The sequence below is a fragment of the Caenimonas sedimenti genome, from assembly GCF_007833165.1.
In the GTDB taxonomy this organism is placed as follows: Bacteria; Pseudomonadota; Gammaproteobacteria; order Burkholderiales; family Burkholderiaceae_C; genus Ramlibacter; species Ramlibacter sedimenti.
In genome coordinates this window covers 104,038-120,764 of the sequence record NZ_VOBQ01000013.1, presented here as the reverse complement: position 1 = coordinate 120,764, position 16,727 = coordinate 104,038, and the positions used below count along the sequence as shown (strand labels likewise).

15 protein-coding genes are annotated in these 16,727 nt (G+C 68.0%); 14 read left to right on the top strand and 1 reads right to left on the bottom strand.

Features of this window, described 5'->3' with window-relative positions; all coding sequences use genetic code 11:
* Positions 1–3: 3 nt before the first annotated feature.
* Entirely contained in the window at positions 4–723 is a 720-nt protein-coding gene (locus FN976_RS16805) for a YebC/PmpR family DNA-binding transcriptional regulator (RefSeq protein ID WP_145894199.1), read from the bottom strand.
* Between the two features lie 64 nt (positions 724–787).
* On the opposite strand from FN976_RS16805, the gene FN976_RS16800 reads away from it, so the two are divergent.
* The 14 genes from FN976_RS16800 to FN976_RS16730 all read left to right on the top strand — a co-directional run bounded on the left by FN976_RS16800 (position 788) and on the right by FN976_RS16730 (position 16,692).
* The gene (locus FN976_RS16800) at positions 788–2,293 is read left to right on the top strand and encodes a helicase HerA-like C-terminal domain-containing protein (protein WP_145894198.1); all 1,506 of its coding nucleotides are present in this window, start codon (positions 788–790) and stop codon (positions 2,291–2,293) included.
* Between the two features lie 106 nt (positions 2,294–2,399).
* A complete protein-coding gene (locus FN976_RS16795) occupies positions 2,400–2,936 on the top strand; it encodes an REP-associated tyrosine transposase (RefSeq protein ID WP_145894197.1) in 537 nt (178 codons plus the stop codon).
* 134 nt (positions 2,937–3,070) lie between these two features.
* A complete protein-coding gene (locus FN976_RS16790; RefSeq protein WP_145894196.1) occupies positions 3,071–4,318 on the top strand; it encodes a GTP cyclohydrolase II in 1,248 nt (415 codons plus the stop codon).
* Positions 4,315–5,565, top strand: coding sequence for a URC4/urg3 family protein (locus tag FN976_RS16785; RefSeq protein ID WP_145894195.1), 1,251 nt, complete (start codon positions 4,315–4,317; stop codon positions 5,563–5,565). Before FN976_RS16790 ends, FN976_RS16785 begins: the two co-directional genes overlap by 4 nt.
* Before the next feature lie 23 nt (positions 5,566–5,588).
* Complete coding sequence (gene upp, locus FN976_RS16780; RefSeq protein WP_145894194.1) at positions 5,589–6,224, top strand: uracil phosphoribosyltransferase; 636 nt, start codon at positions 5,589–5,591, stop codon at positions 6,222–6,224.
* A 6-nt stretch (positions 6,225–6,230) separates the two neighbouring features.
* Positions 6,231–7,388, top strand: a complete 1,158-nt coding sequence (locus FN976_RS16775) for a tetratricopeptide repeat protein (RefSeq protein WP_145894193.1) — start codon at positions 6,231–6,233, stop codon at positions 7,386–7,388.
* Positions 7,385–8,608 carry a HupE/UreJ family protein gene (locus tag FN976_RS16765; RefSeq protein WP_349291385.1) on the top strand — a complete coding sequence of 408 codons (1,224 nt, stop codon included), beginning with the start codon at positions 7,385–7,387 and terminating at the stop codon, positions 8,606–8,608. Before FN976_RS16775 ends, FN976_RS16765 begins: the two co-directional genes overlap by 4 nt.
* Positions 8,609–8,674: 66 nt before the next feature.
* Positions 8,675–9,667 (top strand): BMP family protein, encoded by a 993-nt coding sequence (locus tag FN976_RS16760; RefSeq protein WP_145894190.1) that lies wholly within the window; start codon positions 8,675–8,677, stop codon positions 9,665–9,667.
* Between the two features lie 148 nt (positions 9,668–9,815).
* The gene (locus FN976_RS16755; protein WP_145894189.1) at positions 9,816–11,333 is read left to right on the top strand and encodes an ABC transporter ATP-binding protein; all 1,518 of its coding nucleotides are present in this window, start codon (positions 9,816–9,818) and stop codon (positions 11,331–11,333) included.
* Positions 11,330–12,391 (top strand): ABC transporter permease, encoded by a 1,062-nt coding sequence (locus FN976_RS16750; protein WP_145894188.1) that lies wholly within the window; start codon positions 11,330–11,332, stop codon positions 12,389–12,391. The genes FN976_RS16755 and FN976_RS16750 overlap by 4 nt, the downstream gene beginning before the upstream one ends.
* Positions 12,388–13,311, top strand: a complete 924-nt coding sequence (locus FN976_RS16745) for an ABC transporter permease (protein ID WP_145894187.1) — start codon at positions 12,388–12,390, stop codon at positions 13,309–13,311. The genes FN976_RS16750 and FN976_RS16745 overlap by 4 nt, the downstream gene beginning before the upstream one ends.
* A gap of 173 nt (positions 13,312–13,484) precedes the next feature.
* The gene (gene phnD / locus FN976_RS16740; protein WP_255440509.1) at positions 13,485–14,438 is read left to right on the top strand and encodes a phosphate/phosphite/phosphonate ABC transporter substrate-binding protein; all 954 of its coding nucleotides are present in this window, start codon (positions 13,485–13,487) and stop codon (positions 14,436–14,438) included.
* A gap of 33 nt (positions 14,439–14,471) precedes the next feature.
* On the top strand, positions 14,472–15,365 hold the full coding sequence (locus FN976_RS16735; protein WP_145894186.1) for a DMT family transporter: 894 nt from the start codon (positions 14,472–14,474) through the stop codon (positions 15,363–15,365).
* Between the two features lie 28 nt (positions 15,366–15,393).
* The gene (locus tag FN976_RS16730; RefSeq protein WP_145894185.1) at positions 15,394–16,692 is read left to right on the top strand and encodes an amidohydrolase family protein; all 1,299 of its coding nucleotides are present in this window, start codon (positions 15,394–15,396) and stop codon (positions 16,690–16,692) included.
* The last annotated feature ends 35 nt before the right edge of the window (positions 16,693–16,727 follow it).

Below are 16,727 nucleotides of genomic sequence, written 5' to 3'. Positions count from 1 at the left end.
GCGCTAGAGCGATGCGTTGTGGAACACCGCCTGGGTGTCGTCCAGGTCTTCCAGCACGTCCAGCAGCTTCTGCATCTTCGCGGCGTCATCGCCCGCGAGATCGATCGTGTTCTCGGGCCGCATGGTGACTTCGGCCAGTTCCGGCTTCAGGCCGGCGGCCTCCAGGGCGTTCCTGACCGTTTCGAAATCGGCATAGGCCGTCAGCACTTCGATGGCGCCGTCCTCATCGGTGATGACGTCCTCGGCACCCGCTTCCAGCGCCACCTCCATCACCTTGTCCTCGCTGGTGCCGGGCGCGAAGACCAGCTGGCCCACGTGCTTGAACTGGAACGCCACCGAGCCGGCCGTTCCCATGCTGCCGCCGTACTTGCTGAAGGCGTGCCGCACTTCGGCCACGGTGCGGACCTTGTTGTCCGTCATGGTGTCGATGATGATGGCGGCGCCTGAGATGCCGTAGCCCTCGTACCGGATTTCCTCGTAGCTCACGCCTTCGAGGTTGCCGGTGGCCTTGTCGATGTTGCGCTTGATGGTGTCGGCGGGCATGTTGGCCGCCTTGGCCTGCGCGACCGCCAGCCTCAGCCGTGGATTGGCGGAGAGATCCCCCCCGCCCTGGCGCGCCGCGACCATGATTTCACGGATGACGCGCGTCCACACCTTGCCGCGCTTTTCGTCCTGGCGGCCCTTGCGGTGCTGGATGTTCGCCCATTTGCTGTGTCCCGCCACGAATGTTCCTTGCCAGCTCTTCTGCTGTACTCTATGAAGACCTGCATTCTACTTTTGACTCACCATGGCCGAACCGCTGCTGATCGCCAAGAACGACAAGGTCGAAACCCACTTGCTGCCGGGCCTGGCCAACCGGCACGGCCTGATCACCGGCGCCACCGGCACCGGCAAGACGGTCACCCTGCAGACCCTGGCCGAGAATTTCAGCAAGATCGGCGTGCCCGTGTTCATGGCCGACGTGAAAGGCGACCTCTCCGGCATCAGCCAGGCCGGCGTCATCCCGGAAAAGATGGCCGCCGTGCTCAAGGAGCGCGGCCTCGAAGCGCCGGCGTCCGCCGCCTGCCCCGTGATGCTGTGGGATGTGTTCGGTGAGAAGGGCCACCCGGTGCGGGCCACTGTTTCCGACATGGGGCCGCTGCTGCTGGCCCGGATGCTCGACCTGAACGAGACCCAGGCCGGCGTGCTCAACCTGGTCTTCAAGATCGCCGATGACAACGGCATGCTCGTGCTGGACCTGAAGGATCTGCGCGCCATGCTGCAGCACCTGGGCGACAACGCTTCCGAGTTCCGCACCCAGTACGGCAACATCAGCGCCGCCAGCGTGGGCGCCATCCAGCGCGGCCTGATGCAGATCGAGTCGCAGGGCGGCGACAAGTTCTTCGGCGAGCCGATGCTCGACATCAACGACTTCATGCAGACGGTCGGCGGCAAGGGTGTGGTCAACGTGCTGGCGGCCGACCAGCTGATGAATTCGCCACGCCTCTACGCGACTTTCCTGCTGTGGATGCTGTCGGAACTGTTCGAGCAGCTCCCGGAGATCGGCGACCCCGAGAAGCCCAAGCTGGTCTTCTTCTTCGATGAAGCCCACCTGCTGTTCAACGAGGCACCCAAGGTGCTGCTGGAGCGCATCGAACTCGTGGTCCGGCTGGTGCGGTCCAAGGGCGTTGGCGTCTATTTCGTGACGCAGAACCCGCTGGACATCCCGGATTCCGTGCTGGCCCAGCTAGGCAACCGCGTACAGCACGCGCTGCGCGCCTTCACGCCGCGCGACCAGAAGGCGGTGAAGGCGACGGCGCAGACGATGCGGCAGAAGCCGGGGCTCGACATCGAGACCGCGATCACCGAGCTGGCGGTCGGCGAAGCGCTGGTCAGCCTGCTGGACACGAAGGGCCGGCCCAGCATCACCGAGCGGGTCTTCGTCTACCCGCCCGGCAGCCAGCTCGGCCCCATCACGCCGCAGCAGCGCCAGGCCTTGATGGCGGGTTCGCTGGTGGCGGGGGTGTACGAGAAGGTGCAGGACCGCGACTCCGCCTACGAGAAGCTCAAGGGACGCACCGTCGAGGCGCAGGAGACCGCGGCGGCCGGGAAGTCCGGCTCAGCCGATGCCGACTCCGGGATCATGGGCAGCCTGAAGGACGTGATGTTCGGCTCCACCGGTCCCCGCGGCGGCCGGCGCGAAGGCCTGGCCGAGACCATGGCCAAGTCGGCCGTCCGCACCATCGGCACGACCGTCGGCCGCGAGATCCTGCGCGGTGTGCTGGGGAGCATCATGGGCGGGAAGAAGCGCTGAGGGGGCGGCTGATCTTGTAGGCTGGGGTGAGCCCGTAGGCTGGGTTGCGCGAAGCGCACCCCAGCTTCCTCGTCATCGGACCATCCGCCTCATGCGTTGCACTGCCATGCGACGCTACATCCGCGCGAACACTCCCGGCGCGACCTACTTTTTCACATTGACACTGCAGGAGCGTGGTGCGCGCACCCTCGTGGATCACATCGACCAGCTGAGGGCAGCCGTAACTCACGTCAAAGCTGCGCATCCGTTCCAGATCGACGCTATGGTGGTCCTCCCCGACCATCTCCACGCGCTTTGGACACTACCGCAGCACGACGCTGATTTCCCGCTGCGCTGGCAACTGATCAAACGCGGCTTCACGAAACGCCTGTTGGCGGACGGCCAACTGGACTCGTGCGCCTCCGCCATGCGTGGCAGGGGCGAGCGCACCCTCTGGCAACGCCGCTATTGGGAGCACCTCGTCCGCGACGATGCGGATTTCGGACGGCATGTCGACTACATCCACTTCAATCCGGTGAAACATGGCATGGTCACGCGGGCGTTGGAGTGGCCGCATTCGAGCTTCCATCGGTTCGTGCGGAACGGGAGGTTGCCGGCCGATTGGGGGATAGCTGTCTCGGCTCCCGGTGAATTCGGGGAATGACGCAGGGCTGGGGTGCGCTTTGCGCAACCCAGCCTACGAAAGCTCACCGCCAGCCTACGAGAGCCCATCAACCCCTGGCACCGCCCGAAACCCCCGACCTCCCTGTTAGAGTGCCGTTTTTGAGGGCACCCGAAATGGCAACCGAAGTTCCGGCCCCCCGCCACATCCGCCTGACGTCCCACGCCGGACTGCAGGGCTCCCTGCCGATCCGCTGGGGCGCGGCCACGCCGGCCGAGCGCGGCCCGGTCGTGGGCACGACCACCAACCGCAGCCACCGCAACGTCATCGGCACGCACAGCGGCTCGTACAGCGTCTACCGCGCGCTCGCCGTCGCGGCCGGCGCGCTCAAGCGGGAACACAAGGCGGACCTCACCAACACGTCGCCGACCGACGTGGTCGGCCCCTATCCGCAATGGACGGACGCGAGCAAGATCGTCAGCCTCGACCCCTGGGGCGCCACGGTCGCCGAAGTATTCGCGGGCGAGCTGGCCGCCGGCTACGACATCCGCCCGACCATCGCCGTGACCAAGGCCCACGTGATCCTGCCCGAGGTGATCGAGGCGCTGCAGTCCGGCCGGCTGAAGGCCGACGGCAAGTTCCTCACCGCCGGCGGCGCGGCCATGGTGACCAAGGCGGCGATCGAGCCGGTCTGGTACCTGCCTGGCGTGGCCAAGCGCTTCGGCTGCAGCGAGGCGGACCTGCGCCGCGTGCTGTTCGAGGAAACCGGCGGCATGTACCCCGAGCTCGTGACGCGCAGCGACCTCGAGGTCTTCCTGCCGCCCATCGGCGGCCAGACGATCTACATCTTCGGCGAGCCGCGCGACCTGGCGAATCCCGATATCGAGCTCACCGCCCGCGTGCACGACGAATGCAACGGCTCCGACGTGTTCGGCTCCGACATCTGCACCTGCCGCCCCTATCTCACGCATGCCATCGAGGAATGCATCCAGGGCGCGCAGCGCGGGGGCGTGGGCCTGGTGGCCTACTCGCGCAAGGAAGGCCGGGCGTTGGGTGAGGTCACCAAGTTCCTGGTCTACAACGCCCGCAAGCGGCAGGTGGGCGGCGACACGGCCGACCAGTACTTCGCGCGCACGGAATGCGTGGCCGGCGTGCAGGACATGCGGTTCCAGGAACTGATGCCCGATGTGCTGCACTGGCTGGGCGTGAAGAAGATCCACCGCCTCGTCTCCATGAGCAACATGAAGTACGACGCCATCACCGGCTCCGGCATCGAGGTCGGCGTGCGCGTGAACATCCCCGACGAACTGATCCCCGCCGACGCCCAGGTGGAGATGGACGCCAAGAAGGCGGCGGGCTACTTCACGCCGGGCGTGGTGCCGGATGCCGAAACGCTGAAACTGGCGAAGGGCCGGAAGTTGTGAGCACGCAGCACGAGGCCGCGCAAGCGGCCGCCACCCTGCGTTCCACCGCGACCGTGCGCGAGCGCTGCCGCCAATTGCTCACGCGCGCCCGCCATGGGGAATCCGCCTGGTTCATCGTCGACGAAGGCTTCCTGGGTTCGGCAGCGCGCGAAGTCGCGGAGATCACCCGCAAACGCTACCCGCGGCTCGCCATCCCGTACCACAGCCGCTGGCGCCATTTCGAGGCGGGCGGCGTCGACCGCAAGGCGCAGCTCGACAAGCTGCTGGCGAACGCGGAGCCGGTGACCCGGGCGCATTCGATGATCGACCTGACGGTGGTGAGCGTGCTGCTCGACGCGGGCGCGGGCGCCGACTGGAAATACGTCGAATCTGCCAGCGGCCAAACCTTCACCCGCTCCGAGGGCCTGGGCGTCGCGAGTTTCCACGCCTTCACCGCGGGCATGTTCTCCAGCGACAAGTCGCGGCCGCTGCAGGTGGACGCCGAAGGCCTGCGCGCGTTGGTCGCCGACCGCCTCGGGGCCGCATTCCAGGTGAGTGAGAGCAACCCCCTGGTGGGCCTGGAAGGCCGCGTCGTGCTGTTGCGCCGGCTTGGCGAGGTGATGTCCGAACAGCCCGAGGTATTCGGCGCGGACGGCCGCCCGTCGGGCCTGTTCGACCTGCTCGTCACGCCACGGGGCTCGCAGGTCCCGCCGACGGCGAGCATCGCGGCGCACGACATCCTGTCGCAGCTGCTGCTGACGCTCTCGGGCATCTGGCCCGCGAGCAACGCCATCGCCAGCGTTCCGCTCGGCGATTGCTGGCGGCATGCCGCCGTGCGCGGCGAAGGCCTGAGCGATGGCTGGGTGCCCTTTCACAAGCTGTCGCAGTGGCTCACTTATTCGTTGCTGGAACCCTTCGAATGGGCTGGCGTGCAGGTGCGCGGGCTCGACGGGTTGACTGCCCTGCCCGAATACCGCAACGGCGGCCTGCTCCTCGACAGCGGCGTGCTGCGCCTGCGCGACGAGAGCGCGGCGGGCGAAGTCTGGCAACCGGGGGACGAGCTGATCGTCGAATGGCGCGCACTCACCGTGGCGCTGCTGGACGAACTGGCGCGCGAAGTACGCCAGCAACTGCACCTGGATGAAAACCGCCTGCCGCTCGCCTGCGTACTGGAAGGCGGCACCTGGGCCGCGGGCCGCGCGCTGGCCGAAAGGCACCGCGGCGGGCTGCCGCCGCTGCGCGTGGCGAGCGACGGCACCGTCTTCTAGATCACAAGCCGACGAGGGAACCCATGGACAACAAGAACGTGCACGTGCTCGACCACCCGCTGGTGCAGCACAAGCTGAGCCTGATGCGCAACAAGGAGGCCAGCACCAACAGCTTCCGCCGGCTGCTCAACGAGCTGGCGATGCTGATGGCCTACGAGGTCACGCGCGACATGCCGATGCAGGAAGTCGAGATCGAGACGCCGCTGGAGAAGATGCAGGCCAGGGTGATCGACGGCAAGAAGCTGGTCTTCGTCTCCATCCTGCGCGCGGGCACCGGCATCCTGGACGGCATGCTGAGCGTGGTGCCGGGCGCGCGCGTGGGCCACATCGGCCTGTACCGCGATCCGAAGACGCTGACGGCCGTGGAGTACTACTTCAAGATGCCGCAGGACATGCACGAGCGCGACGTGATCGTGGTCGACCCCATGCTGGCCACCGGCAACTCCGCCATCGCCGCGGTCGAGCGCCTGAAGGAGCTCAACCCCAAGTCCATCAAGTTCGTCTGCCTGCTCACTTGCCCGGAGGGCGTGCGTGCCTTGCAGCAGGCGCATCCGGACGTGCCGATCTTCACGGCCGCGATCGACCGCCAGCTCAACGACCACGGCTACATCCTGCCGGGGCTGGGCGATGCGGGCGACCGGATGTTCGGGACCAAATAGCCTTTGATGCGCCGTCTTGCCCTCGGCCTGCTGCTGGCCTCGACCTTCGCCCACGCCGCGCCTTTCACGCCAAAGTCCGACGCCGAAGTGGTGGAGCGGCTGCCGGCCGCCAGCGACCCGGCATTGCGGACCGTCGAATCGCTGCGGCGGCAACTGGCGGCCAGGCCCGATGACGCGACGCTGCGGCTGGACATCGCGCAGCGCTACTTCGATCTCGCCATGGCGCAAGGCGACCCGCGCTATGTCGGCTATGCGTCGGCCGCGCTGGCGCCGCTCGAGAAAACATCGGCCAACCAGCCCCGCTACTGGCTGCTGCGCGGCTTGCTGCAGCAATACAGCCACGACTTCGATGGCGCCCTGGCGAGCCTGGACAAGGCGAGCACGCTGGATCCCGCTGCTCCCGACCCCGTCTCGTGGCGCGCGGCCATCCGCATGGTGCAAGCCAGGTACGCCGAGGCGGCGGCTGAGTGCGACAAGCTGGCGGCGGTCGCGACGCCCTTGTTCGCGCAAGGCTGCGCTGCCTATGTTCAAGCCAGCACGGGACGGCTCGAGGAAGCCTATGAGGCGCTCCTCAAGACCCCGGCGGCGGGCGCGACGCCCGAACTCAGGCTCTGGCAATCCACGCGCCTCGCCGAGATGGCCGTCCGCCTGCAGCGTTGGGACGAAGCGGAGCGGCACTACCGGACCGCGCTCGACCAGCGCATCACCGACCAGTTCCTGCTGGCCTCGTACGCCGATTTCCTGCTGCTGCGCGGTCGGCCGGCGGAAGTGCTGAAGGCGCTGGAGGGCTGGGAGCGTTCGGACGTCCTGCTGCTGCGCCTGGCGATGGCGGGCCGTGCGGCTGGGGATCCACGGGCGACGGAGTGGACCGGGCAGTTGAAAGCGCGCTTCCAGGCCGCCGAGCAGCGCGGCGAACGCCTGCACGAGCAGGAAGCGGCTCGCTGGGCCCTGGATCTCGAAGGCGACGCCAGGCGCGCCCTGGCGCTGGCGCGCAGCAACTACGAGAAGCAGAAAGAACCGCGCGACGCGGAAATCCTGATGCGCGCCGCGCTGGCGGCCAAGGAGCCGGCCGCGGCCAAGCCGGCCGTTCAGTGGTTGCGCAGCAACCGGTACCAGGACAAGGCGCTGGAGCAACTTGCGGCGCAACTGGGTGGCGACAAATGATCCCCCATCCCGTCATCCCCGCGAAGGCGGGGATCCAGGGCTTTCCTGCCCTGGAATTCCGGGAGCCCTGGATTCCCGCCTTCGCGGGAATGACGAGGATTTGGCTGCTGCTCGCTGCCTTCTTCTGGTTGCCTTGCTCCTGGGCCCACAAGCCCAGCGACAGCTACCTGACCCTGCGCACCCAGGACAACACCGTCGCCGTCCGCTGGGACATCGCCCTGCGCGACCTCGACTACGTCCTGCAGCTCGACCGCGACGGCAACGGCGAACTCACCTGGGGCGAGGTGCGGCAACGGGCGGCCGACATTCAGTCCTATGCGATCGCGCGGGCCGTCCTCACCGCCCAGGGGAAGCCCTGCACGCTGGCGTCGTCGGCGCCGCTGCAACTGGAAAGGCACAGCGACGGTGCCTACGCGGTACTGGCGCTGGCCGCCGCCTGCGAGAAAGTGGCCGAGCCACTGGAGCTGAAATACTCGCTGCTGTTCGACGTGGACCCGACCCACCGCGGCCTGGTCCAATGGTCCGCACCCGGCGCTGAGACCCCGCAGGCCCTGGTGTTCAGCGCCACGAGCGCGCAGCAGGTGCTGCAGCTGAAAGCGCCCAGCGCCCTGGAGACCTTGCGCCAGTACATCGTCGAAGGCGTCTGGCACATCTGGATCGGCTTCGACCACATCCTGTTCCTCGTCGCCTTGCTGCTGCCGGCCGTGCTGGTCCGGCGCCAGTCGCATTGGGAGCCGGTGGGCAGCCTGCGCACGGCCGCCGTCGAAGTCCTGAAGGTGGTCACGGCCTTCACGGTCGCGCATTCGATCACCCTCAGCCTGGCGGCGCTGGGCGTCATCAGCCTGCCCTCGCGCCTGGTCGAGTCCGTCATCGCGGGCTCCGTCGTGCTGGCCGCCCTGAACAACCTGCGGGCGACGGTCGACCGCCGCCGCTGGGTGATGGCTTTCGTCTTTGGCCTGATCCACGGCTTCGGCTTCGCTTCCGTTCTGGCCGACCTCGGGCTGCCGCAAAATGCGCTCGTGCTGGCCCTGGTCGGGTTCAACGTCGGTGTCGAGCTCGGCCAGCTGGCGATCGTTGCCGCCTTCCTGCCATTCGCCTTCCTGCTGCGTGCCACCGGCTTCTATCGCGTCGGGGTGCTGCAGGCCGGCTCACTCGTCGTGGCCCTGCTGGCGACATGGTGGCTGGTCGAACGCGCGTTCGACCTGGCGCCCGCCTCTTGACGCGGCGCGGGCTTGGCACGACGCTTGCACGCTGGAACCGGACCCCAACACTAGGAGCCAACGACCATGACCACGACCCGCCGCCACGTTCTCGCCCTCACCGCCGCGCTCGCGGTATCCAGCCCCGGCCTGGCGCTTGCCCAGGCCAAGCTGAAGGTTGCCGCCATCTACACCGTGCCCTTCGAGCAGCAGTGGGTGAGCCGCATCCACAAGGCGCTGAAGGCCGCCGAAGCCCGCGGCGAGATCGAATACAAGGCCAGTGAAAACGTGGCCAACGCCGACTACGAGCGCGTGATGCGCGAATACGCCACGGCGGGCAACCAGCTGGTGCTGGGGGAATCGTTCGCGGTCGAAGCCGCGGCGCGCAAGGTCGCCAAGGATTTTCCCAAGGTCTCGTTCCTGATGGGCAGCTCGGGCAAGCCGCAGGCGCCCAACTTCGCGGTGTTCGACAACTACATCCAGGAACCCGCCTACCTGACCGGCATGATCGCCGGCGGCATGACCAAGACCAACAAGATCGGCATGGTCGGCGGCTTCCCGATCCCCGAAGTCAACCGCCTGATGCACGCGTTCATGGCGGGCGCGAAGGAGACGAACCCCAAGGTGGAATTCACAGTGACCTTCATCAACAGCTGGTTCGACCCGCCGAAGGCCAAGGAAGCCGCGTTCGCCATGATCGACAAGGGCGCCGACATCCTCTATGCGGAGCGCTTCGGGGTTTCCGACGCGGCCAAGGAAAAAGGCAAGCTCGCCATCGGCAACGTGATCAACACGCAGGACAAGTATCCGGAGACGGTGATCGCCTCCGCCCTCTGGAACATGGAGCCGACCGTCGACCTCGCGATCAAGACCGTGAAGGAAGGCAAGTTCAAGGCTGACGACTACGGCAAGTACTCCATGATGAAGTACAAGGGCAGCGAACTCGCGCCGCTGGGCACGTTCGAGAAGAAGGTGCCCCCGGAGATCGTCACCAAGGTCAAGGCGAAGGAAGCCGACATCCTGGCGGGCAAGTTCACCGTCAAAGTGAACGACACGGCGCCCAAGTCGACGGCGAAATGACTCCCCCCCGAAGCGCCTACGGCGCCTCCCCCAAACGCACCCCAGGAAATTGCTGCGCAATTCCCCGGGGACCCCGCGCAAGGGGGCGCCGCCAGCGGCCCGGCGAAGCCGGTTCCGCGGCGGCCCGCGAACGGATCGCCACGACGAAGTGACCCGCCCCTCCCAGGTCCTTCGCCTCGCCAACATCACCAAGCGCTTCGGCGCCCTGGCCGCCAACGACGGCATCTCGCTGGACCTGGCGGCTGGCGAAGTGCTCGCCCTGCTCGGTGAAAACGGCGCGGGCAAGTCCACGCTCGTCTCCATCCTCTTCGGCCACTACACGGCCGATGCAGGCAGCATCGAGGTGTTCGGCCGGCCCTTGCCGCCGGGCCAGCCGCGGGCGGCACTGGCCGCGGGCATCGGCATGGTGCACCAGCACTTCACCCTGGCCGACAACCTGAGCGTCCTCGACAACGTCCTGATGGGGACCGAGCCGCTCTGGCGGCCCGTCAGCCGGCGCGGCGCCGCGCGGCAAAAGCTGCTGGAGGTCGCCGGCCGATTCAGCCTGAGCGTGCAGCCCGAGGCAGCGGTCGGTACGCTCTCCGTCGGCGAACGCCAGCGCGTGGAGATCCTCAAAGCGCTTTACCGGGGCGCCCGCATCCTGATCCTCGACGAACCCACGGCCGTGCTGACGCCACGGGAAAGCGAGGCGCTCTTCGACACACTGGGCCAGATGGTGGCGCAAGGCTTGTCCATCATTTTCATCAGCCACAAGCTGGCCGAAGTGCTGCGCGTGGCGCACCGCGTGGCCGTCCTGCGCGGCGGGCGGCTGGTGGCGGAGGCCGCCGCGCGCGACACGACGCAGGCGCAGTTGGCCAACTGGATGGTCGGGCAGGACGTGCCACAGGCCGGGCGCCTGCCGCCGGCCCGCGTGGGCGGCGCCGCCTGCAGCCTGCACAACGTCAGCGTCGAGGGCAGCCGCGAGCGGCTGATCGGCGTGTCGCTCGATCTGCGCGCCGGCGAAATCACCGCCATCGCCGGCGTCTCCGGCAATGGGCAGTTGGCACTGGCGGATTTGCTGTGTGGATTGTGCAGCGCGCGCTCCGGTTCGGTCACCCTCGGCGGCTTGCCGTTGCAGGCGTCGCCGGCCTGGCTGGTGCGCCATGGCGTGGCCCGCATCCCCGAGGATCGGCATGCGGTCGGCATCGTTGGCGACCTTCCGGTCTGGGAGAACGCAGTGTCCGAGCGCCTGCGCAGCCCGGCATTCGCCCGTGGCGCCATCGTGCGCAGGGCCGCCGCCCAAGCGCACGCCGCACGCATCGTGCGCGCCTTCGACGTCCGGGGCGCCGGCGTGCATGCCCCCGCACGCGCGCTGTCGGGCGGCAACATGCAGAAGCTGATCCTGGGCCGCGCCCTGCTCTCACCGGACGGCGCGACCCCGAAACTGATCGTGGCGCACCAGCCGACCTGGGGGCTGGACATCGGCGCGGTGGCCTATGTGCAGCGGCAGATCCTGGCGGCGCGGGATGCGGGTGCCGCGGTGCTGCTGCTGTCGGACGACCTGGACGAGGTCCTGGCCATGGGCGACCGGATCGCCGTGATGCATGCCGGCAGCCTGACGCCGCCACGCGCGGCTGGCGAATGGACGCGCGAAGAAATCGGCTTGGCGATGGCGGGGGCGGCATGAGACTGGAGAAGCGCCAGGTCGTCTCGCCCAGTGCGATGGCCCTCGCACCGCTGGGTGCCATTGCCTTCACGCTGCTCGTCAGCTCGCTTCTGGTCCTGTGGGCCGGCGCGCCAGTCGGGCCGACGTGGGGCCACCTGCTGAAGGGCGGATTCGGCTCCGTCTTCGCCTGGACCGAGACCCTCACCCGCGCCACCCCCCTCATCCTGACCGGCCTGGCGGCGACCGTCGCATTCAAGGCGCGCCTCTTCAACATCGGCGCCGAGGGCCAGCTCTATGCAGGCGCGCTCGCGGCCGTCGCGGTCGGCGGCTTGCATGGCGGGGAAGGCTGGGCCCTGCCGAACGCGCTGCTGTTCGGGTTGGCGATGCTGGCCGCCGCGGCCGCCGGGGCGTTGCTGCTCCTCGGGCCGGCGCTGATGAAAGCGAAGCTGGGAGTCGACGAGGTCGTCACCACCCTCCTGCTCAACTTCATCGTGCTCCTGGGCGTCTCGGCCCTGCTGGACGGGGCGATGAAAGATCCTGCCGCCATGGGCTGGCCCCAGAGCGTCGGGCTGAAGCCGGAGCTGGAACTCGCCAGGCTGGTGGAAGGCGCGCGATTGCACACCGGGCTGCTCGCCGCGAGCGCACTGTCCGTGCTGCTGTGGGCGGTGTTCAAGTACACCACTTTCGGCTTCGACGTCCGCGCGCAAGGTGCGAACCCGCGCGCCGCGGCCTTTGCCGGCGTGCCGGCCACGCGCACCGTCGTGGGCGTCGCATTGCTGTCCGGCGCGCTGGCCGGCCTGGCCGGCGCGGTCGAGGTGGCGGGGCGCACCGGCTACGTCACCCTCGACATGTCACCGGGCTACGGCTACAGCGGCATCGTGATCGCCATGCTGGCGGGGCTGCACCCGCTGGGCGTGCTGGCCGCATCGGTGTTCGTGGCCGGCGTGCTGGTAGGCGCCGACACGATGAGCCGTGCAATCAACGTGCCGACCTACATCGCGGACGTGATCGTCGCGGCATCGCTGATCTCCGTGCTGGTGGCAACGCTGCTGGCACAGTACCGCGTTCGCTGGAAATGAGCGAGCTGCTCGACATCCTCGCCAACCCCGCCTTCTGGGTGGCGGTGCTGCGCATCGCGACGCCACTGATCTTCGGGACGCTCGGCGTGCTGCTGTGCGAGCGCGCGGGCGTGCTGAACCTCGGCATCGAAGGGATCATGGTCGCGGGGGCCTTCGCTGGGTGGCTGGCGGTGTACGCGGGCGCGCCGCTCTGGGTGGGCGTGGGGGTTGCCATGCTGGCCGGCGCGGTGTTCGGGCTGTTGCATGCATTCCTCACGGTGGCACTGGCGCTCTCGCAGCACGTAGCCGGCCTCGGCATCACCCTGCTGGCCACCTCGCTCAGCTACTACGGCTACCGCGTGAGCTTTCCCAAGGTCAACACACCGCCCACGATCCAGCCCTTCCAGCCGATGGAGGCCTTGGGGATTCCCATCCTGGCCGCGCAGACGCCGCTGACGTTGCTCGCCCTGCTGCTGGTGCCCGCTGTCGGCTGGCTGCTGTACCGCACGCCGCTCGGCCTGGCCATCCGGATGGTGGGCGAGAACCCGCAGGCCGCGGAAAGCCAGGGTGCCTCGGTGCTGGCGCTGCGCACCGGTGCCATCGTCGCCGGCTCGGCTTTGATGGGCGTGGCCGGCGCCTTCCTCACGCTGTCGGCCTTCAACTCGTTCTACTTCAACATGGTCAACGGCCGCGGCTGGATCTGCGTGGCATTGGTCGTGTTCGCGTCGTGGAAACCTGGCAAGGCCTTGCTGGGCGCCCTGCTCTTCGCCTTCTTTGACGCCCTGCAACTGCGCCTGCAGCAGGCGGGGGATGCGGCACTGCCCTACCAGCTCTACCTGATGCTGCCCTATGCGCTGTCGATCCTGGCCCTGGTGCTGGTGGCGCGACGGGCAGCGTATCCGCAGGCCTTGATGAAGCCCTATCGAAAAGGCGAACGCTGACCTGGAGCCGGATTGGCGGCGCATTGTTCTAGTTGTCGGTGCCGCATAACACGAACGTCTTCCTGAGCCCAACTCATGTATTGGAAGGCTTGCCCGGTCCGCAAGGCAAAATGGAGGCCTGCGGGGCAACGGCCCCGCTTCTTTTTTTGACTTCGCAAGACAGGTTTCCCCAGATGAAGAAATTCGCTCTCGCCAGTGCCGCCGCACTGGGCGTCATGGCGGCGCCGTGCGCGCTGGCCCAAGGCAATACCGCTCCGCCCGCGGCCCGGTCCTTCGAGACCGCACCCAAGGCCGCCGGCGCGCGCTACCCGCTCGTGTTGGCCATGCCCAGGACCTATTCCAAGCAGGAAACCATGGGCATCTGGGGCGGCTACTACTCGCACCTGGCCCAGTGCGCCAACGTCAGCTTGCGCAACCAGGTGGGCGAGTCGCTGGAGCAGACCGCGAACGTCGACGTCCTGCCCGAGAAAGACCTGATCGAGGCGGTCAAGTCCGGCAAGGCGCACCTGGCCCAGGTGAATCCCGGGCTGGTGCCCCAGATCGTGGCCGCCGGCCAGCCGGCACCGTTCGCCGTGCCCGGCAACAAGGCGACCGGCAAGCCCAACAGCTACAAGCTGATCCTGATCTCGCGTGTCGACAGCCCCTACCGGACGCCAGCCGACCTGGTCGGCAAGAAGATCGCCCACACCACGCCGACCTCGAACTCCGGCAACCTGGCGCCGCGCGCGCTGTTCCCGGCCATCGGCCTCACGCCGGAAAAGAACTACGAAGTGGTGTTCTCCAACGGCCACGAGCGTTCGGTCATGGGCGTCATGCACGGCTTCTACGACGCCGCCGCCGTGGCCAGCGACCTGTTCTCGCGGATGGTGGTCAAGGGTGAGGTCCGCGGCTCCAGCGTCCGCACCCTTTGGGAAAGTCCGCCCTTCATGACCGAGAGCTGGATCATGACCAAGGACGTGCCCGCCGACGTCCAGGCCCGCGTGAAGAAGTGCTCCATGAGCTATGCGTTCCCCGCGCAGCTGCAAAAGCTGCTGCCCGGGAACGACACTTTCGTGCCGGTCAACTACCAGCGCGACTTCGCCACGGTCCTCGAGGTCTACAGCAAGTCGCAAGCGGCAGTGAAGTAGGCGAACGGCGGGGCGGCTATTCTCAAGGCGTTCATGGAACCGTACCCCAAGTCCGCCAACAAAGCCCTCCCCCTCGTCGTCGTCCTCACCCTGGTGTGGGGGACCAACTGGCCCCTGTTCCCGATCGCCGTGCGCGAAGTGTCCGTCTGGACCTTTCGCGCGGTCAGCCTGGTGGGCGCGGGGCTGGTGCTGCTGGCCATCGCACGGGCGCGCGGCGAGAGCCTGCGGATCCCCCGCGCGCACTGGGGTACCGTGCTGGCCGCCACCGTGACCTACCTGGTGGTCTGGAACGTGGCCAGCACCTATTCGGCGATCCTCATCCCGTCCGGGCAGGCGGCCATCCTCGGCTTCACCATGCCGTTGTGGGCAGCCTTGATCGCCTGGCTCTTTCTCAACCAGCGTCCGACCGGGCGGGTGCTGGCCGCGCTGCTGATCGGCGGACTGGGCGTGGCGCTCCTGATCGCCAATGGCCTGGGTGCGTACGCGAAAGCGCCGCTGGGTTTCGCGCTGGGCATGCTCGCCGGCCTGGGATGGGCGGGAGGCACGCTCCTGCTCAAGCGCAAGCCGGTGCCGGTGCCGTCGCTGGTCCTCACCGGGTGGCAGTTGTTGGTCGCAGCCGTGCCTCTCACGATCGCTGCGTTTGCATTCGCCGAGGGTCCGTGGTTCATGCCATCCACCACGACCATCGCCGTCATCGCCTGGATCACGCTCGTGCCCATGGCGGTGGGCAATGCCGCCTGGTTCGCCGTGGTCGGCCTGCTGCCGGCCAACGTCGCCGGGCTGTCTTCCGTCATGGTGCCCGTGGTGGCCATGGTGTCCGGCGCCATCGTCCATGGCGAACCGCTGGGGCTGATGCAATGGGCTTCGATGGTCTGCTGCGCGGCGGGAGTGGGTTTGGCGCTGGTGCAGCCGGCGCGTCGCGGCTGAGGCGGGCCGTTCGTCGTATTCTTCGGCCATGCTCGACCTGCTGATCTCCGACGCCACGCTGCCCGACGGCCGCAGGAACATGTCCGTGGCCGTGCAAGCCGGCAAGATCGTCGAAATCACCGAAGGCCCGATCGCCGGCGCGCAAAGCGCAGAGACCGTCGATGCGCACGGCTTCCTGTTGACACCCCACTTCGTGGACCCGCATTTCCACATGGACGCCACGCTCAGCTACGGCCTGCCGCGCGTCAACGAAAGCGGCACGCTGCTGGAGGGCATCGCGCTGTGGGGCGAGCTCAAGCCCTTGCTGAAAGCCGAGGACATGATCGCGCGCGCGTTGGCGTACTGCGACTGGGCGGTCGCGCGCGGCCTGCTGGCCATCCGCAGCCACGTGGACACCAGCGACCCGAGCATGCTGCCGGTGGAGGCGATGCTGGAGGTGAAGAAGCGGGTGGCCGGCTACATCGACCTGCAGCTCGTCGCCTTCCCGCAGGACGGCGTGCTGCGCGCCAGGGGCGGTGTGGAAAATCTCGAGCGGGCACTCGATCTGGGCGTGGACGTGGTCGGCGGCATCCCGCACTTCGAACGCACCATGAGCGAAGGCGCGGCCAGCGTGAAGCTGCTGTGCGAAACCGCCGCCGGCCGCGGCAAGCTGGTGGACATGCATTGCGACGAGACGGACGACCCGTTGTCGCGGCACATCGAGACGCTGGCCTTCGAGACGCACCGGCTCGGCCTCCAGGGCCGGGTCAACGGCTCGCACTGCACCTCCATGCACAGCATGGACAACTACTACGTGACCAAGCTGATCCCGCTGATCGCGGAGAGCGGCGTCAGCGTCACTGCCAACCCGCTGATCAACATCACGCTGCAGGGCCGGCACGACACCTATCCCAAGCGCCGCGGGATGACGCGGGTGCCGGAGCTGCTGGCCGGTGGTGTCAACGTGGCTTTCGGCCACGACTGCGTCATGGATCCCTGGTACGGCATGGGCTCCGGCGACATGCTGGAGGTGGCGCACATGGGGCTGCATGTGGCGCAGATGACCAGCCGCAACGGCATCCACGCGTGCTTCGACGCCGTGACGGTGAATGCGGCGAAGGTGATGCACCTGGACGGCTACGGCATCGGGAAAGGCAAGGATGCGAGCTTCGTGCTGCTGCAGGCGCGCGATGTGGTGGAAGCCATCCGCCTGCGGGCGCATCGGCTGAAGGTGTGGCGAGCTGGCAGGCTGCTGGCGCAGGCGCCCGAGCTGTCTTCCTCGCTGGCCCTGGCGGGGCGCCCTTCCACTGTCGGATTCATGCGCGAGCCTGTGCCGCCCCGCGCGTAGCTTGGGCCATCCACCCACCAGGTGCATCACGACCT